20 protein-coding genes are annotated in these 22,469 nt (G+C 66.5%); 3 read left to right on the top strand and 17 right to left on the bottom strand.

Annotated features, from left to right (window positions below; genetic code table 11):
* Positions 1-64 precede the first annotated feature (64 nt).
* Positions 65-925, bottom strand: coding sequence for a hypothetical protein (locus RZ1_RS27650; RefSeq protein WP_072815942.1), 861 nt, complete (start codon positions 923-925; stop codon positions 65-67).
* Positions 926-1,507: 582 nt separating this feature from the next.
* On the opposite strand from RZ1_RS27650, the gene RZ1_RS30275 reads away from it, so the two are divergent.
* Positions 1,508-1,888 carry a hypothetical protein gene (locus tag RZ1_RS30275; RefSeq protein ID WP_139282030.1) on the top strand — a complete coding sequence of 127 codons (381 nt, stop codon included), beginning with the start codon at positions 1,508-1,510 and terminating at the stop codon, positions 1,886-1,888.
* Between the two features lie 930 nt (positions 1,889-2,818).
* Here RZ1_RS30275 and RZ1_RS27635 read toward each other — a convergent pair.
* Both RZ1_RS27635 and RZ1_RS27630 read right to left on the bottom strand, forming a co-directional pair.
* The gene (locus RZ1_RS27635; RefSeq protein WP_072815937.1) at positions 2,819-3,541 is read right to left on the bottom strand and encodes an endonuclease/exonuclease/phosphatase family protein; all 723 of its coding nucleotides are present in this window, start codon (positions 3,539-3,541) and stop codon (positions 2,819-2,821) included.
* A gap of 93 nt (positions 3,542-3,634) precedes the next feature.
* On the bottom strand, positions 3,635-4,660 hold the full coding sequence (locus RZ1_RS27630; protein ID WP_083583966.1) for an NYN domain-containing protein: 1,026 nt from the start codon (positions 4,658-4,660) through the stop codon (positions 3,635-3,637).
* Positions 4,661-4,903: 243 nt separating this feature from the next.
* On the opposite strand from RZ1_RS27630, the gene RZ1_RS30265 reads away from it, so the two are divergent.
* A complete protein-coding gene (locus RZ1_RS30265; protein WP_139282028.1) occupies positions 4,904-5,665 on the top strand; it encodes a hypothetical protein in 762 nt (253 codons plus the stop codon).
* 155 nt (positions 5,666-5,820) lie between these two features.
* Here the strand turns inward: RZ1_RS30265 and RZ1_RS27615 are convergent, their stop codons facing one another.
* The 10 genes from RZ1_RS27615 to RZ1_RS27565 all read right to left on the bottom strand — a co-directional run bounded on the left by RZ1_RS27615 (position 5,821) and on the right by RZ1_RS27565 (position 15,047).
* Entirely contained in the window at positions 5,821-6,288 is a 468-nt protein-coding gene (locus RZ1_RS27615) for an AAA family ATPase (protein WP_072815932.1), read from the bottom strand.
* A 92-nt stretch (positions 6,289-6,380) separates the two neighbouring features.
* Positions 6,381-7,031, bottom strand: a complete 651-nt coding sequence (locus tag RZ1_RS27610) for a hypothetical protein (RefSeq protein WP_072815930.1) — start codon at positions 7,029-7,031, stop codon at positions 6,381-6,383.
* A gap of 174 nt (positions 7,032-7,205) precedes the next feature.
* Positions 7,206-7,781: a DUF7007 domain-containing protein gene (locus RZ1_RS27605; protein WP_072815928.1), complete on the bottom strand. Its 576-nt coding sequence runs from the start codon at positions 7,779-7,781 to the stop codon at positions 7,206-7,208.
* 1,015 nt (positions 7,782-8,796) lie between these two features.
* Entirely contained in the window at positions 8,797-9,669 is an 873-nt protein-coding gene (locus RZ1_RS27595; protein WP_072815924.1) for a MinD/ParA family ATP-binding protein, read from the bottom strand.
* Entirely contained in the window at positions 9,666-10,517 is an 852-nt protein-coding gene (locus tag RZ1_RS27590) for a P-loop NTPase family protein (protein WP_072815922.1), read from the bottom strand. The genes RZ1_RS27595 and RZ1_RS27590 overlap by 4 nt, the downstream gene beginning before the upstream one ends.
* The gene (locus RZ1_RS27585) at positions 10,514-11,602 is read right to left on the bottom strand and encodes a hypothetical protein (protein ID WP_072815921.1); all 1,089 of its coding nucleotides are present in this window, start codon (positions 11,600-11,602) and stop codon (positions 10,514-10,516) included. Before RZ1_RS27585 ends, RZ1_RS27590 begins: the two co-directional genes overlap by 4 nt.
* Before the next feature lie 969 nt (positions 11,603-12,571).
* The gene (locus RZ1_RS27580) at positions 12,572-12,985 is read right to left on the bottom strand and encodes a hypothetical protein (protein WP_072815919.1); all 414 of its coding nucleotides are present in this window, start codon (positions 12,983-12,985) and stop codon (positions 12,572-12,574) included.
* Between the two features lie 162 nt (positions 12,986-13,147).
* Positions 13,148-13,870: a hypothetical protein gene (locus RZ1_RS27575; RefSeq protein WP_139282027.1), complete on the bottom strand. Its 723-nt coding sequence runs from the start codon at positions 13,868-13,870 to the stop codon at positions 13,148-13,150.
* Entirely contained in the window at positions 13,863-14,237 is a 375-nt protein-coding gene (locus tag RZ1_RS27570; RefSeq protein ID WP_072815915.1) for a hypothetical protein, read from the bottom strand. The genes RZ1_RS27575 and RZ1_RS27570 overlap by 8 nt, the downstream gene beginning before the upstream one ends.
* A 189-nt stretch (positions 14,238-14,426) precedes the next feature.
* Positions 14,427-15,047: a restriction endonuclease gene (locus tag RZ1_RS27565; RefSeq protein ID WP_072815913.1), complete on the bottom strand. Its 621-nt coding sequence runs from the start codon at positions 15,045-15,047 to the stop codon at positions 14,427-14,429.
* A 314-nt stretch (positions 15,048-15,361) separates the two neighbouring features.
* Between RZ1_RS27565 and RZ1_RS30260 the strand changes: the two genes are divergently transcribed.
* The gene (locus RZ1_RS30260; protein ID WP_139282026.1) at positions 15,362-16,000 is read left to right on the top strand and encodes a hypothetical protein; all 639 of its coding nucleotides are present in this window, start codon (positions 15,362-15,364) and stop codon (positions 15,998-16,000) included.
* A gap of 126 nt (positions 16,001-16,126) precedes the next feature.
* Here RZ1_RS30260 and RZ1_RS27555 read toward each other — a convergent pair whose 3' ends face one another.
* The 4 genes from RZ1_RS27555 to RZ1_RS27545 form a co-directional block, all read right to left on the bottom strand.
* Positions 16,127-16,648, bottom strand: coding sequence for a hypothetical protein (locus RZ1_RS27555; RefSeq protein ID WP_139282025.1), 522 nt, complete (start codon positions 16,646-16,648; stop codon positions 16,127-16,129).
* Entirely contained in the window at positions 16,648-17,805 is a 1,158-nt protein-coding gene (locus RZ1_RS27550; protein ID WP_083583960.1) for a ParA family protein, read from the bottom strand. The genes RZ1_RS27555 and RZ1_RS27550 overlap by 1 nt, the downstream gene beginning before the upstream one ends.
* A 2,121-nt stretch (positions 17,806-19,926) precedes the next feature.
* Complete coding sequence (locus RZ1_RS30255; RefSeq protein ID WP_139282024.1) at positions 19,927-20,184, bottom strand: hypothetical protein; 258 nt, start codon at positions 20,182-20,184, stop codon at positions 19,927-19,929.
* Between the two features lie 410 nt (positions 20,185-20,594).
* A complete protein-coding gene (locus tag RZ1_RS27545) occupies positions 20,595-21,185 on the bottom strand; it encodes a hypothetical protein (protein ID WP_139282023.1) in 591 nt (196 codons plus the stop codon).
* Positions 21,186-22,469: the final 1,284 nt, after the last annotated feature.

Here is a 22,469-nt window from a genome sequence, read left to right as displayed (position 1 = left end):
TGACTGCCTTCCGCGCCGGACTGGTTACCTGATCCACCGGTGTTGATTCGCCGTGGACTGGTGATCAGATCGCAGCTGGCGGGCGCAGGCCGGGAACTTCGGCGCCGGCACCGTCTACGTCAGTTGGCCTGGCGGATTTGACTCCGATCAAGGTTCGACAGTCCGGATTGATCAGCCAGATCCTTTCTGCCTGCTCGACTTCGAACATTCCATCGTCACGCTGGGTGATGATGCCGGCGGGCAGCTTGGCGGCGCAGGCACGAATCGCGGTGTCGAGGTCGTCGTCCACCGGGGCGGGCAGACCACAGAGTTTGGCGTACGACCGGATCACACGAGCGGTCAGGTGCACTTCGCTCGCATCGAACACGACGGCGAACCGGTCCAGAGGGACCGGCGGCCCCATCTCGCGGGGAACTGCAGGTTGCCGCGGGGAGTGGAAACGACGAACGCGCGAGGGGACCCCGCTCTTGACCTGTTCCCACGTACGTTCGCGGTGGACGGTGGAGTAAGCGGTGATCGAGCTTCGGTCCGGTGAAAGCACCACTTCGTATCCTTGCCGGGCCAGACTCAGATATCCCGTGGCCGAGAGCTTGCGCGCGGACTTCAACAGGAAATCTTCGAGCATGTTGCGTAGCTGCACCTCGGCGCTGCGCTGGTCTCCACCGTGGTGAAACCGAAAACTGTCTGCCGCACGAATACTGACGTGGACCATGGGAACGTCGTCAAGATCCATGTCCGTGGTCATCTCGGCGGTGTTGTGGATGTGGGTGTCGGTGCCGCGGGGTGCGCCGAACGTGACGGGCGCAGATGACGGATCCGGGCGCGTGAAGCCGGGACAGTCATCCTGGCGGCACCAGTTGTCGACATGGGTGGTGGTGTTCGTACAGGCGGTTCCATCGAGGTGGAATCGTGTGCATCGCGGCATCGGGCAATTGTGCGTGAGGCCCCCGACATTCCGTGCTCTTCCCCTGATGGCCGGAGCGCAGCAGCAGTAGCCCGAACATTCCCACGGCGTTCGGTGCGGTGGAACCGTGGGGATCGGGCGACTTCTCACTCCCCGATGTCGTTCAGATCGAAGTAGCCCGAAAGTGTCGGGCTCCTGCTATACCTTGTGGTTCCGCATTCAGCCCAGGAGGATTCAATGGTTCGGGTTCGCCGATCCGGGGTGCACCTTCACACCGGGCAGCCGGCCAGCAAGGTACGCACACCGGTGTGGGGGGTCCGCGATGCGAAGGGCGCCGGATCCGTCGACCCGGACCGGCCCCGTCCAAGTCAGCCCCACCGCCGAACTGCCGTATGCAGTTGGTGCGGAGCACCGTCCGCTGTTCCCGGATCGAAGCCGAAGCGATGCAAACGATGTGCCAAGCACGAACGCATCATCGCAACCGCGGAGAAGCATCTCAAGACGAACGGACTGCGACCACTCGGCGGATCCACAGCCTCGAGCACCCCTGCAGAAGAACAGCATCGCATTGCGGCGGCGAAGGCGCGGGCCAGCCTCAATAACGTGCGCCGTGCCGCTTCCCCACGAAAGCAGAAAAAGAAGTCGTCTGAAACCTCGCACGCATCCCAGCCGGGCGTGGTAGCCACAACCGATCCGGCCTCCACCTCAGCATCGAAACCACCGAAGAAGGCGTCGAAGAAGCGCAATCGCAGCGATTCAGCGAACGCAGCACCGGACAGCGTGATGAATCTTCAGCGCACGCTCGCGTCGGTCAGGTTGCGTATTCGGGACGAGCAAAAGCAGGGCTTCGATCGCACGGCGGCGGGACATACGCGTCTGACGAAGCTGCGCGCGATGGAACGGGAACTGGAAGATCGCCTCGCGCTCTCGCACACGCGGCCCCGGTTCTCGCACCAGCACGATCAAGGGACGGTCACGGGCTGAGAACCGCACATCCGGACCGCCGCCGCGATAAGTCCAGGATCGATCCGAATCAGCGTGGGTTTCACCGGACTACGCGCGTCGACACGAACTCCCATTACTTCACGGATCTATCCCACAGCAACAGAGGGACGGGCCCTGTATGACTCTTGTGCATGGTGTGGTCGCGCTGCGGGACCGACCACACCGGGCAGTTCACATCTGAGGAGACCCACGACGAGGTGCGCAATGTGTAAGTGTGGACGACAGACCCACCAAAACCGAAGGTGCGAGGTCTGCAGGGCCGAAGCCCTACGTGTGGCGAAGAAGGGGACGCAGAGGGCGCAGGCTGAGAGAAGATCGGCATACGCACAATGGCGTGCCTCCGATCCACTCTCCTTTGCCCGAGACCGGGTCCTTTCGACTGTGCGAAAGTTCACGCGCGAGCACACACCCACGCAACTACGCAAGTCGCTGATACCCATGATGAGGTCGATTACGCTGTCGTGCGACGAATCTCAGCGTGAGCTGCTGCACGAAGGTCTGGAGCTGTATCCGGATGGTCCCCGCGTGGGCGTGACGCTACAGCGAGCTCTCGAGATGGAAATCGAGAAGGTCGAAGCGTCCGAACGGAGAAAGCGGGCGAGCGGTGTGAAAAGTGTCTACCGCGGGGGGCTGCCCGGATCGGGAAAGTGACACGGGTGCTACCGCCACAAGGTGCGTGCTGCGGCAGGCGCTGATCCGTGGATTCGACCCCAGCTCGGACGCTGCGCACCAAGGTGCAGTCGAGGTCCGAGGCGATGTGATCGATTAGCGGACCGTGTTCGACCTCGAGCTTCATGCCCTCGAGGACCCTCCTGCGAGCAGCAATGAAGGCGCTCGAAATGCTCTTTCCCATGTCCTATTCGTCACACCCTCGGTAGAGGGTGCGTTGGATGCACGCACGGCACGCATCTATCCCTGCGCAGGAACACGCAACGTACACACGACACCCGCGTGATCGCTCAACCTTCCTTCATCGTCGCCACCTGCCCAGGTGCGCACCGAGGTGCAGTCGAGGTCGGAGGCGATGTGGTCGATCAGCGGACCGTGTTCGACCTCGCCCGCCGTGTGCAGCCTCCAGCAGTCCATCACCTCGAGCAGCCGGGTGTACACCCGGATCGGTTGGCGACGCCTCGGAACACGCTGGTTGAAATCGCCGGCGACAATCGTCGGGGTCCGCGGATCGAACTGCGCCGCCAATTTCTCGATCTGATCGCAGCATTCGAGATGCTCGGACCAGCTCGTCGCGGCGCGGCGCCCGGTGCTGACATGGGCACTCGCCCACGGAATGCACACCGCGAGAACCCTCACCGGGCCGATCGGAGTCGAGGCCTGGGCGACCAGGACTCTGCCAGCGCCCGCCCCGGTCGTCAGCGCGACAGCATCCGTGAGCGGCCACCGCGACCACAGCAGGGTCTTGCGCCGGTGGGGATGCGACGTGATGTCGTATCCCCAGTCCGTGCCGGCGTCGGCCACATGGCTGCCGGCCGGGAGCAGGTCGCGTTGGCCTTCGGTCACGACAAGCAGGTCCGCGTCCATCTCCTCCAAGCGACGGCGTACTCGCCCGGCGCGGGACCCGGTCCCGCTCGCCCACATGGTGTTCCAGGTCGCGACGGTAAGTCCGTTGTTGTCCACGCTCGTACCCTACGAGGACCTGGCGGTACCGACGAAGACCGGCCCGCCGTCGACTCGAACCAGGTCTTCGTGTGGATCTTCTGTGTCGTACGTTCAGCCCTGGTCGTACTTGTCCCAGAAACGCGCCCGCAACCGATACCGGCTGTCCTCGTCCAGGTCGTAGATCTGCATCGCCACCGACGCATCCAGCAGCAGAGCACGGTCGATCTCTCGTGGGATCGACGGCCGGGCCCGCTCGAGCTCGAGTTTCTCCTCGGCGGTGGCGCTTTCCCGGAACGAGGCCAGCACCCGCATCACCACCTCGTCAATCACCTGTTCGTCGTCGCCCTCGTCATCGGGGTCGTAGCCGGGCAGGACCTGCGCCGACGATCCGGTGGTGCTGCTGTAGGCGAGCACACTGGTCCGTCGCGGCGGGGCCGGTGGGGTTTGTGCTCGGGCCGCCGCGTCGAGGGGTGTTCGGGCGGCCGGCCTCGGTGCCGGGACCGGGGCCGGCGTCGATGTCGCTGCCGGTGTCGGTGTCGGTGTCGGTGTCGGTGTCGGCTGTACAGGAACCTGCGCGGGGACCGGTTGGCGATCGACCTTGAGCACCGCATCATCAACGGTCGCACCGTCGATGATGTCGAGCTCGTCGGCGGCGCGGATCAGGTGCCGGCTCACCCCATGCGAGGCACCGGTGGCAGTCGGGACGGCGAGCAGCACCACCTGCACCCCGTGGACCTGGGCTTCTTCGACGGCTTCGGTCAGGTCGTCGTCGCCGGAGACGAGGAAGAACACATCCGAGGTTCCGTTGCGGGCGTGGGCCACCAGGTCCAGACCGATGCGCAGGTCGACGCCTTTTTGTTCGCCGTTGACACCGAAACGGCCGAGGCGGAGTTTGACCTTGGGCAGCTCGCCGATGCGTTCCTGCTGCACGTCGGGGATCCCGTTGCGGGCCGAGTCGTACCAGTACACCCGCAGCACCGGCAGACCAGACCGGACTTCAGCGGTGTCGACCAGCGAGCTGATCAACGTGGAGTAGGTGACGTGGATGCCGCTGCGCAGGGACGTGCCGGTCACGCGGGTCGCGGCCGAGGCGAGCAGGTATCCGGCATCGATGTAGAGCGAGCAGGTCGACCGCATGCGCTCACTATGGCATGTACGAACGACAGGGCACGGCACACACTGGGACCAGCACAATCAGCCATTTCACCGGTAGGAGCACGGGACAACCTCGACCACCACGAAGCCGTCGTCACAGCCCCCGATTTCCGGTCATCCGACGGACCACCTATAGCCGGCCTGACCGGCCCTGTCGGATCTGTCGGATCTGTCGGATCTATCGGATACGCTTCGGCGCTGCACCCGCGAGATTGTGGAGTTGTCTTGGAGCTTGACGTCAGCGTGTTGAAGCCGGCCATCGGTCACCGCGAGATGTACGAGGCGGTCGTCGTGCATATGAAAGACATGGGCTTCGAGCAGATCAGTACACGTCGCGGCAAGATCGACGACCTGTTCCACATCGACGGGCGCAAGGTCGTCGGGCGGGGAACGATCACCCGAACCCCAATCAGCGAGCCGCATCTGCGCGAAATCTACGAGACGGTGTACCTGAAGAAGGGCGAGGACCAATGGGTGCATTTTTCGTACGGCGGATATACACAGGCCGCCCGCTCGTTCGCTGACACGGTGGGGAATTGCGCTGTTCGAGTTCGTCGACCTGAATCACCAACTCGCCTGCGAGCGTCACTGTGCCGGGAGTATTGCGGCGTCCCGATGACGCTGGGGCGCGGTCCGGGAATGCCGGACCGGGCCCCAACTTCGCCACGCTCACTCGATTCGCGCGCCGTCCGTGCCGACTGTTCCGGGCCGACGGTGTGTGGCGTGTTCCGCGATGTACCGCAACGCTGCCCGCCCTCGCGGAGTCAGGGCGGCGACCACGACCGAGACGCCGAGGACGACACTGCCGACCGCTGCCCATGCCACTGCGAAGCCCTCGATCGACTCCCACACTGCGGCGAAGCGATCGGACTGCCCGATCGCGAGGGGAACCACCACAGCAGGGAGCAGAGCCACAACGAACGTCCACCTGAGTCCAACCCCAAAGGACCGGAGGAACAACGCCGTATGGGCACCGAACCCAGCTGAATCCTCGACGTCTTCGATTCGTTCGATGACATCGCCGTTAGCGTATTCCATGCGTTCCTCAATCTTTCCGGGACGACTGTCCCTGTGCTGTATTGCCTGAGATGATGTGCGCCGGGTTCGCCACTACCGGCTCGCGGAGATCAGCGGCGTGCCAGTCACACAGCGGTGGGGTAGCCGAACGTGTCGGCGAGCATGCGGATGACCGCCTCCCCCACCTGCCGCCCACCGGCAGCGCCGCGTTCGCGGTCGCGGCGGATGCACTCGTCGACCGGTGTCGGCACGTCGACAATGATGATGGCGACACCGAGCGGCGCGAGGAACTCGATCCAACTCGACAGGTGCTGCGGGTCGAGGAGCGTGTCGTCACACACAACCGACCGGCGCTGCGCGAGCGCGGCGATGGTGCGGGCCCGTTGGGTGGCCGTGACGGCGACCTCCTGGTCTTCCGAGAGTCGACCCTCGGCATCGAACAGTTCGACGCGAAGGTCGTCGCGGTTGACCCGAGCACGGTGCTCGGGTGCCGTAGCGACCCAACGGCGCGCAAGGGAACTCTTGCCGCTGGCCGGCAACCCGCGAGTGAGAACGACGACGGGCGTTCCGTTGGTGATGTCGGGGATCTGCACGGTCGGCCTCTCGTTCAGCTGGTGGGGACGTCCACCACACTGCGTGGTGCCGGACCGAGGTGTTGCACACCGGCCCGGCACCGCATCGCCCGTCAACGCGGTTGGTAGACCTCCCATTTCACGCCGCCGATCTCGGCCCACCGCCCGAGAAGCGCGAAGTCCGTGCTCTCGAGGTCGATGCGCGATTGATCCAGGACTCGCTCGGCGATGAGAGCGCGCACGTCATCTCGGACCCAGCCTGCGAGGATCGCCTCGGCATCCTCATGCGCCCCGACCACGGCGACGTGATCGAGTTCGCCGTCGTCCGGGGACTGCATCTGCACGATCCACACCTCGCTGATCGGACCGCCGGAGTAAACGGTCGTCGCGTCGTCGAGGCGCACCTGTCCGTCATCGCCGATTCGGTGGCGCCACCGCTTGGAGCACTCGTCCTCGCATGTGACCTGACCGGTGAAACCCGCGTCCGCGAGGATCTGCAGTGTCTCGGCGACGCCGCGTCGGCGCCCCCATCCGGAAGTGGAGATCACGAGCTGATCTCCACCACAATCGACGTCCACCTCATCGGCGTCGAATGCCATGGCAACCGCAGAGGCGACGGTGTCGATGTGGTCGCCGGTGGTGTCGATGTCACCGCCGATCTCGGCGATGTCCAGCAGTCGTTCAACGGTGGATGCGAGTGCCGAGGCGACGGCGTTGTCCTTCGCGATCTCCAGTCGAGCGGACGAATAGATGTCTGATCCCATGGCTGGTTCCTCACTGTCGGCGGTGATTTGCCGCAAGATTCGCGAGTCGGGATGTTGGGTGTTGCAGTGCCGCACCACGCTCGCGCAGTCGCTGACGGCGCGGACAGCTGCCCCGAATCGGGACCAACACAGGTGTGCCCCGGGGTCGCCCCGGGGCACACCTGCGGGACTGCGCTACGCCGCCAGCTTCGGCGCGGACGACCACACCACATCGACAGTTTCGTCGATCACGTACCCGAACCGGCCCCGCGTTGCGTATCGGTCCGCGGCCACCTGGAACCGGGCACGCGTGCCGTCGCAGCGGCGGATCGCGGTGACCCCCACCAGCCCCTGCGGGACGTCCTCGTGCCAGTCTCCGAGAGCGCTGTCGACGACCATCTCGTTGATGGTCGCGGCCTCGAAGTTCTCCTTGTCTCGGTTGTGCGACTGGCCCGGCTTCAGGGTGCGGCCGAAGTGCGCCTCCCACTTGTCCGGAAACCAGTCGGCGACCGATGCGGCCATGGACGCCCGACGGCGGTCGTCGAGCTCGAGGTCGTCTGCGAACGCGAGGCCGACAAGCGCAGCTTCGCAGTCCTCCTCGAACCAGCGGCGCCGCCCGATCCGCAGCGCGGCGGGCATCTGCTTCAACCGTTCGGAGCTGATCCGCACGCCGCCGTGCCCGGCCGTGGAGACGGTTCCGTCGGCGAGGACCCTGCCGTACTGCACGGCGCCCCACGGGGACTTGATCGGGATCCGGTTGTCGGCGTTCACGTGTACCTCCAGAGTGTCGGTGAGAGCTGGCGCATCCGACGATGCCGCCGGCGCAGGCCGGGTGTTGCAGACGTCGCCGACGGTGCGCGGCGAGCCGAGACGACCCGGACAGCCGCACCAGAACTCGAGATCCCGGGTGCCGGAGCGTCACGTTCTGGCCCCGGCTTCGGATCGTCCTTGATCAGTTCACCAACGTGACCTTGTCGTGCACCACGATTGGTGCGTCGTCGGTCCGGCGATGTCGCCAGTAGTCCAGATCGGGCCGTTGCAGGCTCTGGTACCACGGTCTGCGCGAGTGCCCGCGCACAACCCTCCGGTGCGTGTACCGGCGGATTCCACGGGTCCCCACCGAGAAGCGCGACCGAAAGTCGCAGCACAGGTAAGGCGATCGTGCCAGTCCGGGAGCGGCAGCGGCCGCTCTGGTCGGCGCGGATGGTGATGCGGGCGTTCACCGCTCGACCGCTCATTCCGTCCTCAAGCAGTCGGCCGGCGACTCTGGCAGGAGCCTGCATCCAACTGGACGCGGAGGTCAGCTCCTCGCTGCCCGATTTCTCGTCCGCCGATAGCGCAAACCGTAGCTAGCCTTCGTAGTCCATGCGTTCAGAAGCTTGCTGTCTACGGTGCCATCCTCACGCTCGGTAAGTCGAACGCGGGCCATCGCCTTCGTGGTGTCCGAGTCAGCAACAAGCAGTCCCCGCTCGGTAAAGATCAGCATCGCCCAGCCCTCCCCCCGAGATTCGACCTGCCAGCCCTCACCTACCCATACGGCGAGGTGCTTATCTAAAGCACTGCTCATGATCGCTCCCCCTCTTCCCTGCAGTCTCCTCTCGTACGCCTCACCACAGGCAGTCTTGCGGGTGCTCACTTCTCGAATCTCGAAGCCACAGTCGAGATGACCGCGACCCACCGACTCTGATCGTCGAGCCGGCACTCGGTGCAGTCGAGCAAGTCGTGGGAAAGCCCTGTTCGGGACCTCACTGTCGTCGCTCGTACAAATCCCTTCACCCGAATCCCTTCACCGGAATCGGGCCGTCACCGTCGCCGCCAGTTCCACGTAGGCCACCTTCGTCGCCGGCTGCAGCTCGGCGAAATCGAACGCCGCACCCGCCGCAAGGTGCGGGTCGTGCGGGATGCGCCGCACCGCCCGCACCCGACGCTTGAGGTCGGCATGGATCTTGTCGACGTCGACCGAGGACGACTCGTGAATCCCGTTGATGACCGCGACCGCATCACCGAGCAGATCCCGGTGCCGCATGTCGACCAGTTCATCGAGCGTCTCGAGCAGCGCATAGAACCCGTCGATCTGCGCCGGCGTCACGACCACCAGCTGCGTTGCGCGGGACAGCACCTCGCGGGCAGTGTCGGACGTCGCACTGGTTCCGCAGTCTGCGACAACCATCCGATAGTCAGCCGTGAGGAAGTCGAGAATCTCCGCGTACACCACCCCGTCCGCGGCCTGATCGCGGTGCCGACTCGAGGTGAGCGCGTCGAGACCGAGTCCATTGGACAGCAGGAACGGCCGCAGGTCCGAGTAGCTGCGAAGCTGCCCCGTGCGGCCGGCGAGCAGATGCAGCGGCCGGGCGGACTGACCGGCCGGGAACTTCAGCCGCAACGTCCCCTTGTCCGGGTTGGAATCGAGAGCCACCACCCGATCGCGCATCACCCCGGCCAGCACCGAACCGAGGCCCGTGGTGGTCGTCGTCTTCCCCGCGCCGCCCTTACCCCCGAACACCGCGATGTACTCCGGTCGACGGCTCGACCGGATCGCGGCGACCGCGGCGTGCATCTGCGCCACGAAGTCCGGAGCACCGCGATCGAACAAGCCGCGCAGCCAACCGCGGCGGGGAACGTCGAGGGCATCAGGGAGTTCGATCTCAGGCTGGCTCATCGGGTGCGCTCCTCGGGTCGTTGGGCGGCAAACAGGTCATGGCGCCATTGCTCATGTGTTCTGCCGGTGCGGCGGTCGGTCCACCCCGGGGACGCCAACGGCATCCACCCGGACAACCTCGACGCTGCCTGCGCACCGACCCAGTCGGTCAGCGCCGACCACCCCTGCAGGTTCGTGGTGAGCACGACAGTCACCGGGTGCGGTGCCCGGGCCACGGCATCGGCCAACGCCTTCCACGCGAGCATCCGCTCGTCGGGGCGACGCAGTGACACACCGACGTCGTCGATGCCGAGGACGTCGACTCCGGTGATCCGGGCCGCGATCGCGGCGGCGAGTTCCCACGGCGGCACGTCGACAGCGAGGACGGTGTCTTCGCTGCCGACGAGGACACGGCGGCCGGGGGCGAGCGCATTGATGACCGCGAACAGGGCGCGGGTCTTGCCGATTCCGGTGGGGCCGATAAGCGCGATGCCGCCTCGATGACCGCTGTTCGGATCGGCTGCGGTGTGGGTGTCGACAAGGCGGCGGCAGACGGCGGCGGTCTTGGTGGAGTCGATCTCGTCGACGCTCGCGTACTCGTAGCCGGCGACGGCGTCGAATGCGCGGACGGTGTCGATCCAGGTCTGGCGATTGCGGTCTCGGACGGAGGCGGTGCGGGCGGACGCCGCGTCTACTCGTGCTGCCGCGGCATGGGCCGGGCAGCGGACAGCGTCGCGCCAGCCTTCCGGGCGGCCAGGGAGCTGAGCCGGACGTGCGACGAGAGTGCCGCAGTCACGGCAGGGAACCTCGATCGTGGTCACACCTCCGAGGATTGCGGCGATGCTGTGGGGGCTGCTGGGTGTGGTCATGCCAGTCCTTCGAGTTCGCTCAGGTCGGTATGGGCGCGCACGCCGGATGCTGCGGTGTTGGTGGCGGCGACACCGTTCGACGGGCCAGTGGTTCGGGAGGTGCGCATCGCAAGCAGCGCGCGCGACACAACGTCGGGAGCTGGGAAATCGGCGTCCCTGATGTGGAATCGGGCATTGCCCTCGTCGAACCACCACCGCATCAACGCAGCGAGCTCGGCGGCCGGAACCGCCTCGATGCCGTCGCCTGCAAGTGCGCAGTGGAGGTTGCGGCCTGTGCGGGGCACAGACGGAGGCGCCCCTCCCCCGTGCTCGCTCTGGTACCTCGTCCATGTCCGTCCGAGATCGCGCAGCTGCTCAGCCATCTCGGGTTCGGCGACATCGGCGATCGTCCAGTCCTGCCCATCGGCGCGCCAGTCCCCGAGCATCTTCTCGAAGGCTGACTTCGACGGAGCCTGAGTGATGGTGCGCTGCCAGTGCGGGCGCGTGCGCAGGCACCAGCTGATGACGGCGACGGCCTTGCCGAGGTCGTCGCCGGTGACGTGCGCGGCGGCGAGAAGGTTTCGCCGCCAGGTGTAGGTCACCTTCGGAGAGTGCCGTGCGGCGATCGCGGCCCGCACGGTCTCGACTGCAGCGCTGAGGTCGGCGACGAGGTCGATCCGATCTCGATCGGTCGCAAGGGAATGCTCGGACAGCAGCTGGTCGAGTTCGTTACGAGTGCTGCGCCCTGCATTTCTGGCAGTGCCCGGCGCACCGCGGAGACGACGCCAGTAGTCGGTGGGGCACTGATCGGACCATGCCCACGCCAGTGCCGTCGCAGCGGCCGAGTAGTGCTCGGCGACCGCCGCGATCCACGCGTCCGGGTCGGCCGGCCGGTGCTTCGGGTTGGCGGCCAGCAACGCCCAGAGATCGGCAGCGGCGGCATCCGCCGGTGCGGGTGTGCAGGCGGTGTCGTCCGGGCGGACGGCGAGGCGAGGGTCGGACAGCACGGCTGCGGTAACAGCGTCGATGAAGGCGGGAAGCGCGGCTGCGACCGCGTCGGAGACGACGGCGGCGAGGTCGGTGTCCGCGGCTGCGCAGGTGGGCATACCGGGGCCTTTCGATCGGTGGTAGTGGTGGTGTGCGAAAGGCTACGGTTTCGCTTCTCCAGTCCGGTTGGACGACGAAATAGGTCTGTGTCCAGTGGTTTCGGTGTCCCGGTCGAGCTCTGTCGTGGTTCGGCCGCGTTCTGGCGTGCCGCCTGTTCGGTGAGGGTGCACGAGCGGAGGCTGGCAAGGCCTGCGCCCGCGAACGGCGCATCCGGTGGGTGGGAGTTGGGGACCGGGCGGACGAGCTCCCGGGGAGGGGCGTCTGGGGACGCGTTCTGTGGGCGGGGTTTCGTATGGGTGTGCGGGGCCGTGGAGCGCCTGGAGGGCGCGGGGTGGGTTCCTGTACCGGATCGCGTGTTTCAGGGCGTCTGAGAGGGCGGGTCGATCTGGGTGTCCCGGCGTCAGTCGGGACAGCGGGCCTGCGGCCTGGCGACGGCCGTCGGGTACGCAGCGTCGAGCTGGCTGCAGGTCGCGTTCGCGTGGCGACGGTTCGTCGCGAATTTGCCCCTCCCCCCACACCCCCCACCTACCCAAGGTGACCACTCGTAGTTCTTATTTCTCAGTTCTTATTCGCGCGATAGGCGGTATGCCATGGGTATGCCACCCCTATGCCATGCCTATGCCGGATCGAATGGGCGGCATACCCTACGCCACACGAGAGTCATTGCAGAGCAGGTGTCTTGAACTGCGGCGATGATGCCGGATCCCGCCGCCCATGTCACGGATGACATACCCAATGACTGTCCGAATAGTCTGAATCGGCATTGGGTATGGCAGAGCTGTGCCAGATCGGAGCCGACGGAGAATGGCATACCCTACGGCACACCTATACCACCCAAAATATCGGACAAAACAGACTCGTCGATGGGCGGTGGACAGCCCAAAATCACGGTCCGCGCCGCTCATCCGCCGCAACGACTGAGCCCGCCCGATGCGATCGAGACGGGCTCAGTCGTTGTGTGCTGGCGGTCAGCCGTAGACGATCTCGCCGAGAAGCCCCGCCTGCACGATGCTGTCGGCGACCCCGGCGTCGATGTCGCCATGCCGCCCGTTCACCGGCATCATGTCGTTCTCCCGGCTCGCGGCTGCGACAAGCACGCGATGGGACTCGGGCAGGTACTTGATTGGGCCATAGGTGATTCGGTTGATGCCCCGCGCCACCACGTCGAGGTCAACGATGAGCGTCTCGGCGTTCTCGCCGGGAACCCAGCTCATGCTCTCCTGGTCGAGAATCAGGTCTTCGGTGCGCACGAGCACGGCACGCGGCGACTCGGTGTGCCGGTACTCGCGCACCGAGGCCCAGTATGACACGCCCCCTTCCATTGCCGTTGTGAAGACGTCGGTGAGAAACTCGGTGCGTTCTGCGGATCGAGTGGCGGGCATGGAGAACTCCTTCGGATCAGCCGGCGTGCGGCGGTGGTTGACTGCGCTCACCGTCTCTCGCCGAACACCCTGGAGTTGCAAGAGATCCGCCGGCCGCGAGACGAAGGCGGCGGTCCACCACTGGTGGACCGCCGGTGCGCCGCGGTGGGCGGACAGCGTCGACTATCCGAGCCGACTGTTGAGGTGCCCGAACCGGTTATCCCCGAATCGCGTCAGCAGCGATCGCTGCAGAGGGGCCCGCAAGGGCTCATCGATCACCGACCACATCCGCTGGGTCAGACCCTTGAATGCCGCTTCCGCGCCGGACATCACCGCCAGCTGATCAAGCATCTCCTCCGGCGGCCGCAACAGGTCGCCGGTCATCGAACCCGCTGGAATCAGCGGGCACCCGGTGATTTCCTCCCAGTACTCCGCGGCGTACTGGTACATCCGGCTCTTCTCGAGCTCCGCCGGTGTCTGGTCGCACAGGCGCAGCCCGAGCAGCTCGGTTCCGATCACCATCCGCAGCAGCGGCGAGTCGACCTGGTGCACAAGGCTGTAGAGACCGGATGAGAAGTACTTCGGCTGCCGGAACCCGCGCGTGGGCATCCAGTTGCGGATGAGGATCCAGTACCCGTCGACCACAATCTTGCCTTTGGACTGCAGGTTGTCGAGGAGTCGTCCGACGTGCGCGGTCCCGCCGAACTCATCGTTCCATTCGTTCGGTCGGTACAGGGCGCCGACGTGCTTGGTCTCGGGGTGGGTGTTCGCGAGGGTGAGCAGTCCGATCTCTTCGAGTGTGAGTTCGTCGACCAGGCACTGCTTCTCGAACGTCTTCGGGATCTGCACGAAGCCCGGCCCGCTGGTGGTTCGGCGCGGGCGCCGCAGCTGACGGGGTTCAGGCACGACGCGCCTCCACTCGCAGCCACTGCCCACCCAGGCGAGCGGACAGGTCGTCGAGGTCGGTGTCGAGCCACCAGCGCACGCAGGCCCGCACCACGGCGTATCTGCTGCGCACTCCCCTGGCCGACGGGTGGGCTGCGGCGATCGAGTCGAGCTTGCCGGCGACGTCGCCGTGCAGGGTGACGGTCGTGCGAACAGTGTCTCCGCGGGCGGGGGTGGCGAAGTAGTCGGTCAGATCGGCTCTGTCGTTCGTTGCGTGGAGGACCGCCTGAGTCACCAGGAAGCTGACCGGGCGGCCTGTCGTCTCGCGGAGACGAGTGAGCGTGGTCGCCGTTGCGCGGTCCCATCGCGCGGGCATCGTCTCGGTCATCGCGGTCCTCCTGGGTGGTTTGGCGTGGTGGTCGCGACATAGGACCATGCCGCTTCTCCACCCGACTGACCTGCCTATTTGGATCAGCGCCGCGAAAGACGTCAACAGTGGGACCAACGCGCAATGGCCAGGTCGCACAAGTGTTCACAGTCGAACTCCACCTGTACGCGCACTCTCGGGAATGGAGACCTACCTCCCTCTTCCCTTGGCCTGGTATTCGGCGGCCCAAGTAGCAGCGTTCGCCTCACGAATCTCAATCCAGTTCGCGGTCGTGGCGTCTCGCGTTCCCTTGGACCCCGCTACCTTCCCCTTCGCGGTCGTGGCGTCTCGCGTGCCCTTGGACTCCGTCACCTTCCTCTGCGTTCCCTTGGCCTGGTATTCGGCGGCCCAGGCAGCAGCGTTCGCCTCACGAATCTCAATCCAGTTCGCGGTCGCGACATCTCGCGCGCCCTTGGACCCCGTTACCTTCGCCGTTGTGTTCACGGCTGTGACTGTCCCGCTGGTATCGAACGTGTACAACGCGATCCGATGGGCGTTGGCGTATTCGAGTGCCGTTCGGGTGTAGCCAGACTTGGAGTAGAACAGCATCTCTCTCCGTTCATTGCCGGCGCGAGCACCGACGAGGCGCTGTAGGTCAGGGCGTCCGACTGGGATGCTCAAGAACTTCACCTGGGCGATCGCAACTGCAGAGCGCACGTCGATGCCACCATCGGCACCATTACCTGTCACCTCTGCGTCAGAAATACCAATGCTGCGCATGTGCTTAGCAGCATTCAGCTCTGCATCACGAAAGGTCCGGATCAGGGTCATTCGTCCTCCATACTCTTCGCTCCAACCCATCGGAGACCGTGGACAGCAGTATCCCCGGGAGCCAGGGTGTTGCTGGGGACAACGCGCCCTATGTCGGAGGTCAGGCGTTCTCACTGCCGACTCAGCAACCCGACGAAGGATTCGGACAGTCGTCTCCCGGGGAGATGCGAGGATGCAAGAGCGAACTCAGGCCGAGCTCTACCAACGAGTGCGCGAACACCGGCCCGCGCCCTGATTGGCCAGCCGCTCGCGGTGCCAACACCGTGGAGATGGCGGCTTCTCACGCTAAAGGTTCTGCGGGGCAGGTGTCTTGTATGCCGGACGAAGGCCGAGGCCGGGCGATGGCCGCTCAAGATCACCGTGGCCGTCGTAACAGGGAAGTCGATGCCGCCGGTATTGAGGAGATGAAGCGATGGTGTGTGGCAGTTACAGCGGCAGCGGCTTTGGTGCTGGTCGGGTGCAGTTCCGACCCAGCCGCGTCCCCTGAACAAACCTCAACTACACAGCCCTCCCCTACCTCAACGACGCACGAATCCGAACCTGCAGCAGCACCGGAGACGGTGGAGCCGGCGCCAACGCAGGAACCGATCGCAGTAGAGACGATCGTCGTGCAGGAGCCAGTCATCGTCGACTGCCAGCCCGGAATGGGGCCGATCACCACGTACTGGTCGAATGGCTCCGTCACCGGATACTCGGACTACTGCCAGTCCGTCCACGATCAGGCCCTGGCAGAAGAGGTCGCAGCGAACACCCCTGTCTGCGACGGGGCCGTCTGTACGTACCCGAGCGGCGCGCAGGTGGTCGACCCGAGCGCTAACCAAGTCGTTATTCCGTACACCTGTGGCTACGACGTGCTCTGCGACGAGGCCGGGAACGTCATCCCCGGACCGGAGAGTGGCGTGATGCTCGGAAACGGCTGGATGTGCGCAGGGAACGGCTGCACTCGCCCTTAGTGACGAACACGGTGCTCGTCTGGCCAGGCGAGCACCGTCATGCCTCCGGGCTTCTTATTCCGGACAGCGGTATCCCCGGGAGACACAAGGCCTTCCCGGGGATACCGTGCTCTATATATAGGAAGATCAGGAATTCCGGCGACGCCGGGCGTCGACCGGCAGCAACTCCTCGAGCCGATCGTTGGCCTTCGGGTCCTTGGCGATCGCTTCGAGGCCGAGGCGCATCAACGCGATGACCATAGCGTTGTCGGACGGACGGCGACCGAGACGACGCTTGCGCTCACGACGGTCGCGGTCGCCGTACCAGTCGTCGCAGCCGTCCTGGAACTCGTCCTCGATCGCCTGGTCCCACTCGACGTACTTGCGCCGAACCTCGCTGTTGGTGGATTCGACGACCCGCTTGCTGCGTGATGCGGGGCTCTTCTTCGTCGGTTCCGGGGCAGCCTTCGGCTCCGGGGCTGCCTCGACTACAGAGGGCGCGGGCGCCCCGACTACCGGTGTCGGCTCAGGGACCGCAGTCAGCGAGGGCTCGACAGCTGCAGGTGCCGTAGCTGCAGGTGCCGTGGTGGGTGCCGTTGCCCCGCCGAACGCCGACGGCAGGGGCGCGCCTCCGAAGCGGTCCGGTCGACCTGACTGCATCTTCGCCATTACTGAACTCCTTCTGCGGCGGCTACGGCGACCGCCGCACCCTTATCTCCACCGGCGTCTGCGGCCGGCACATGGTCGTCTTCGTCGTCGGGCTCGACGGTGAACTTGAGCGGGTTCTCGAACAGGACCTCACGCATGACGTCAGGGAGCTGTTCCTTCTGGAGCTTCTCGATCGTGTCCTCGTACCGCTCCGGTGCGAGCAACGCGAGAAGGTTGAGCGCGTGCCGCATGTAAGCCGACACCAGGCGCAACTGCGAGTCGGTGTTGATCTTCGGCTCCCCCGCTGCGGTGAACATCGAGGGCAGAGCGTCGGCGACGGATTCGCCACGACCGTTGGCGGCGGCGACGAACGCGGCCTCGTTGATCGCCGGCGCCCACACCCCTGATGCAAATGCGTCCCGCGGATCGTCGGCTTCAAAGCCAGAATCCGGCCAGGTCCCGCTCACGAATTGGACCGTGCCTTCGACTCCCACCCGATGCTCGGTGGTGCGGTTGACCTTGGTGACCACGACGCCCGCCACTGCGAGCGGGTGGCGCCAGGCCTCGGCGAAGTGCTGGACCGCTCGGACTCCGTCAGCGAACCCGACCGTGCCGAGCAGCTCGGGATGGGCCGGGAAGATGGCCCAGCCGGACGCGAGGATCGCGAGCTCGGTGGTCGAACCCACGGATGGTGGGCAGTCGATCAAGACAATGTCGTAGTCCGCGGACAGTCCAGACTCGTGCAGTCCCTTCCACAGGCGCAGGTGGGCGGCCGCGGGCTTCTCGTCCGCGATCTGCTGCAGCGGCGCGCCTGGCGACGGCACGACGTGAACCGATCCTCCAGGTACGAGCGCTCCCCCGAGCTTCCAGGACCGGGTGGTATCGGGTTGCCACGGTTCAGTCGCCAGGTGCGCTGCCCGAGCGATGATGCTGGGCTCGGTCGGGTATTTGATCAGGTCGGCGATCGACACGGGGTTCTCCGCAGTCGGTCCGGTGCCGGTGAGGACCGTCATACTGCGGTTGGTGTCGGCGTCGACGACCAGGACCTTCATGCCGACGTTCGCTAGGAATTTCGCGTACTGGGCGGTGGTGGTGGTCTTCGCGACTCCACCCTTTTGGGAGGTCATCGAGCAGGACTTGTCGAGTGCGGCGTTGAGTTCCGCCTGGGTCAGGTTCATCGGACCCCTCCCCCACTGGGTCGGTGCGAGGGGGTTACGAGATTCGTAGGCTGCACGGCAGCTCCTCGAGTGCTGGTGGTTGATGTGGTGCGAGAACCGTAGGTGGGTGGTTCTCCACGCGATCCGCGTGTGTCACGATGCCCGGTGGTAGCGCGTGACTCTCGTGACTGGAGGGGTTCGCGTGGTTGCAGGGTAGCGCGTGGACAGCGTGTCTCGTGTGTCCACCCGGTATCTAGTGGTGCGCGTGTTTAGGGGGTCTCCCCTGTTTCCCTGGTTCCGTGCTGGTCACGGGTATCACGCATAGCACTGGTATCGGGTATGCCACGTGTATCGCGTATGTCGCGTGTCGCACTTGATTCCCCGGTTTCGCGGGTGGCATGGGTGGCGCGGATAACGCGTGTGGCATGGGTCAGACGGGAACAGCGTGTATCGCGGGTGACACGGGCTTCACCGGAGTCACGTTCTCACTGGGTATCGCGGGTATCCCCCGGTCCCCCTTCTTCCATCGCTAACCGTGTATCGCGTGTGTGATGTACCCCGTGGGTAACCGGTGTGGCGCGTGATGACCGGGTATTGCGAGATGCCGGTGTATCTCCTGTATCTCGTGTTCGACGGGCACAGCGTGTAACCCGCTCTTCGCGTGTGTGTCGCGTTGCGCTGGTATCGCGTGTGGCTGGTGTATCCCCTATTTCCCGTTCTTCGCGTGCATCTTGGGTGTCACGTTGATCGCGTGCTTCGCGTGTTGTCCCGGTTCAGCGGGTTTCCTGGGTTTCCCGTTCTACCGGTTGACATCGGGTTTCGCGTGTCTATGGTGTTCCACGCTTTACCCCTAATACCCGGGTATTGGGTGAAACGCGTGCCTCTTGTGAATCACGTGCCATACGTGTTCCACGGGTGTCTAGGGATTCGCGGGCATCGCGTGCTGGACGGGTCGCGCGGGACTCTTGGGGGTGGGGGAGTCACGGGTTTCTCGGGAGTCTCGGGCTGCACGGGTATCGCGGGACTCGGGTGAGCCGGGGGAGTCGGGGCGTGGACGGGTATCGCGGGTGTCGCGCATCTCGGGTGAGTCCCGACGGCCTCGGGTATCGCGGGAATCGAGTGACGCTGGGGAGTCCCGGCATACATGGGTGAAGTGGGTATCGCGGGTCTCGGGGGAGTCCGGGCAATGCCGGGTAGCGCGTGTATCGAGGGACCCGGGCGGGCCGGGGGAGTCGGGGCGTGGACGGGTATCGCGGGTGTCGAGCGTCTCGGGTGAGTCCCGGCGTCCTCGGGTAAAGCGGGTATCGCGCATTTCATGTGAACACAGGGGCTGGCGGGTAACGCGTGTGTCATGGGTGTCGAGTGATGCACACGTATGGCGGGTCCCGCTGGTCTCGCGTGTATCGAGTGACCCGTGTGCGCCACGTGTTGAACGTGCTTCGCGTGTATCTCGGGTTCCGTGTGTTGCACGCTGTCCAGGGGTTGCGCTCGGTTCGCTTGTCTCACTGGTTGCCAGCGTTTCTTGCTGGTCACTGGTTTATTGGGTATCGCGTGTTCCGTGCATTACCCGGGTAATGCGTGTATCGCGTGTTTAGCGTGTTCCGTGTGACGCGCGGGTTTCCCGTGCGATGCACGGCGCGAGGGAGCCGCGCTCGGCGCGGGCGGCCGGCGCGGGCTCGTCGGGGATCGGAGCCAGCGACCGTGAGCGGTCCGGCGGCACCGAGGGCGGTCTCGCCGCAATCGGTCGCCGACGGGCCGAGCTGACGTGGGGCGTGTGGGCGCCTGTGCGGCCCGCTGGCGTCCGAAACGGCGTCCGGCGGGTTCCCGGACCCGATTTACGCCGTCGATGCGTCAGCGGCCCATTGGCGCGTTTCGGGGCCCATCCGAGATCCGGGGTCCCGAACGCGAACCGGAGGAGCCCGCTTTGCCGCCTGAGAGCCACGCTCGCGGCCGAAAAAGGCGATCTGGGGTTCCTGTGCCGAAATGGGGGAGCGGAGCGCTCAGCGGGCGTGCGGCGTTTCGGGCCCTCGGAGCCGCCAGGGGATCCGGACAGCGGTCTCCCCGGGAGACGCCCGACCGAGCAGGGAGACACCACTCACCGAGTGAGTCCGGCGGAGAGCACGCGCAGGCCCCTCGACCGCTTTACCGCCCGCCGCTCGGGCGGGAGCGCGGGGCCCTCAGGGGAGCACCCAGTACGCGACCGCCACGGTGGCGGCGATGACCGCGGCGGAGCTCGTCAGGGGCCGCCAGAGGCAGGGCTCGGAGCCGGGGTTGCTGGTGCAGCGCGAAACCCAACGCGAGGAGGCCGAGGAGCGCGAGCGCTCCGACCCCGACGACTGCCGGAAGCGGTGCGCTCGCGAACGCGAAGGCGAGGTCGCTGGTGTCAGCTCGAGTGCTCATAGCGACGAGTGGACCGCGGCGGTTCGCCACCTGTTGCAGCCCAAGGGGCCCACGCCCAGCGCGCCCGCGTCGACGCCCTGTGACCTGGCCGGACAGCGGTCTCCAGGGGAGACACGAAGCGGTGCAGGGGACACCCGAGCCGGGTCCGGAAATGACTTGGGGCCGGCCCCTCGAAAGGAGCCGGCCCCGTCGTCACGCTCGCGTCCAGGCGACCACCAGAGGCACTTGGACGACAACCCCGCGACCACCGTCCGCGGGGGGCGGACAGGGTCGGATTCCTCGATCGGATCGGATTCCGCTACCACCACGGAGGGCGGCGTGACCGATCTCAGCGTACGGGGAGCACGTGGTGACCACCGGTGAACCCGCCACCAGGGGCACTCCGGCGTGTCACCGCGGCGCCCGGCAGATCATCGGTCGGTGTGCCGCCACAGGGGCCGGAACCCTGAGGCCGCTTCCGACACGATCCGCCACGCCTCGAGCGTGGGGACCGGACCGCTCCGGGCGACTCGCACGAGGGCCAGGCGGCCGGTCTCGACCGCGTCCTCGACCGTGCGACCGACGAGGTCATCGATCTCGTAGTCCCGGCGGCCCGGCTCCGCCTCGCACGCCACTCGCTCCACTTCGCCGGCCTGGCGAGCACCGCACTCCGCGGCGATCTCGAGGGCCTGGAGCTCGCGCAGCGGGCGGTCGCCGCCCCAGCGGTCCGCAAGCTCGGACAGCACCCCGGGGGAGGCGTCCCCGACCGCCTCGGTGGCAGCAGCTCGCTGCCGCGCGTTCGTCCATCGCACGTTCGCGGCGGCCCGGTTGATCCCGCCGAGAGCCTGCTGGCACTGACGCCACGGCACGCCCATCTCCCGAGCGCGCACCAACGCGGCACCGGTCACCGCGGTGGCCATCGCGAGCCGGCCGCGCTCGTCACCCTCTCGGGCGTAGGCACTACGCAATGCGTCCAAGGCCGCGGCCTGCTCCCGCGCCGAGTCTGTGTCCACCGTATTCACGGACAGCACCGCCCCTCCCGACTTCAAATCAGTGTCTACGTCCATCATACGTAGACGCTCTGACAGGGTGCCCGAACCACCAGCCCGCCGCCCACACCACGCGTCGCGCACAGAACCCAGCCACGTGTGGTGGGTGGGGTGGCCGCCTGGCGGGTGGTGGCCGGGTCTGTGGGTGTCCCTGGGTGGGAGGTGGTCGTCGTTGGGGGTGTTCGTCCTGGGGTGTCGGTGCCCGTCCCGGTCACCCGGAGGGTGGCCGGGCAACCCAGCCCAGTGGGCTGGGTTGAGGGCGTCGGCTCCCCAGGCTCCCGGCCGCCCGGCAGGGGGGCCGGGGTTGACCTGCGTGGTCTCGGTGGTGGTTCGTTCCCGGGGGCGGCGCGCCACGGTGCCGCACCAGGTCGGTGGGTGTCGCCGGGCGGTGGTCGCTGCCTCGCGCGGTTCCAGCCGGGGTGGGTTTCTGATTTCGGCGGCGCATCCTCGTGTGCCGGGCTGGTGAGGTGGCTTGGGGGTGGCCTCCGGCCGGATCGTTGTTGGCTGCCGGGTTGTGGTGGTGGTCGGTCTTGGGGGTGTCCTGTGGGCCTGCGGCGTGGGAGGGGTGCGGTTGGGGTGTGTGGCCGGGCCGGGTGGGTTGGCCCTGTGGTTGACCGGGGGGTCCTCGGGTCGGCGCGGCTCCCGGTCTGGGGGCGGTCCTGTGTTCGGCGGTGGTCGCTGCCTCGCGCGGCTTGTGGCGGGGTCGGGTTTCTGATTTCGGCGGCGCATCCTCGTGTGCCGGGTCGGGAGGGGTGACCGCGCCTGGGCGGGGTGGGTGTGTGGTTCGGGTGTGCGGCTCACCGGTGGTGCACGGTTTGGGAGGAGTTGGCCGGGGGTTTCGCTCCGCTCAGATCGTGGTTGGCCGGCGGTCTGGTGGGTGGCCGGGTTGGGGGCAGCCGTGGGGTGTCCCTGGGGGCTCGGCGCGTGCAGCGTCCATGCGGGCCTGCTCGGGGTTGCCTGTCAGGGTGGCCTGAGGTCACCCCAGGGCAGCCCGACGACCCGACTGTCACCACCGCGGGCAGCCGAAGGGAAGCCTGCGCCACCACCGCGACGAGCCCAGCCGGGTGCGGCGCCCCGAGGTGAGGTGCGCACGTTCGGGCCGGAGGCCCACCGCCGGCAGGCGGTCACCCGCAACCACCAGAGACCACCAACCGGGAGATGACCATCGGCCGTGCCCGGCAGCGCCTCCGGCGCGAACCCGAACAGTCACCACCCGCCGTGGTCAGCCGCGACAGGTTCACCCGAGGGCAGCCCACT

The organism is Rhodococcus zopfii NBRC 100606 = JCM 9919 (assembly GCF_001895025.1).
Classification (GTDB): Bacteria; Actinomycetota; Actinomycetes; order Mycobacteriales; family Mycobacteriaceae; genus Rhodococcus; species Rhodococcus zopfii.
Note: the sequence above shows the minus strand (reverse complement) of the source record. Positions and strands in the feature narration are given on the sequence as shown.

Coding starts and splice junctions, on each gene's coding strand:
- RZ1_RS30260 (WP_139282026.1), top strand. CDS start 15,362: ATGCCGGACGAAGGCCGAGGCCGGGCGATGGCCGCTCAAGATCACCGT.
- RZ1_RS27630 (WP_083583966.1), bottom strand. CDS start 4,660: ATGCGGTCGACCTGCTCGCTCTACATCGATGCCGGATACCTGCTCGCC.
- RZ1_RS27565 (WP_072815913.1), bottom strand. CDS start 15,047: ATGACCCTGATCCGGACCTTTCGTGATGCAGAGCTGAATGCTGCTAAG.
- RZ1_RS27580 (WP_072815919.1), bottom strand. CDS start 12,985: ATGCCCGCCACTCGATCCGCAGAACGCACCGAGTTTCTCACCGACGTC.
- RZ1_RS27585 (WP_072815921.1), bottom strand. CDS start 11,602: ATGCCCACCTGCGCAGCCGCGGACACCGACCTCGCCGCCGTCGTCTCC.
- RZ1_RS27550 (WP_083583960.1), bottom strand. CDS start 17,805: ATGAACCTGACCCAGGCGGAACTCAACGCCGCACTCGACAAGTCCTGC.
- RZ1_RS27590 (WP_072815922.1), bottom strand. CDS start 10,517: ATGACCACACCCAGCAGCCCCCACAGCATCGCCGCAATCCTCGGAGGT.
- RZ1_RS27610 (WP_072815930.1), bottom strand. CDS start 7,031: ATGGGATCAGACATCTATTCGTCCGCTCGACTGGAGATCGCGAAGGAC.
- RZ1_RS27650 (WP_072815942.1), bottom strand. CDS start 925: ATGCCGCGATGCACACGATTCCACCTCGATGGAACCGCCTGTACGAAC.
- RZ1_RS27570 (WP_072815915.1), bottom strand. CDS start 14,237: ATGACCGAGACGATGCCCGCGCGATGGGACCGCGCAACGGCGACCACG.
- RZ1_RS27555 (WP_139282025.1), bottom strand. CDS start 16,648: ATGGCGAAGATGCAGTCAGGTCGACCGGACCGCTTCGGAGGCGCGCCC.
- RZ1_RS30255 (WP_139282024.1), bottom strand. CDS start 20,184: ATGAGCACTCGAGCTGACACCAGCGACCTCGCCTTCGCGTTCGCGAGC.
- RZ1_RS27595 (WP_072815924.1), bottom strand. CDS start 9,669: ATGAGCCAGCCTGAGATCGAACTCCCTGATGCCCTCGACGTTCCCCGC.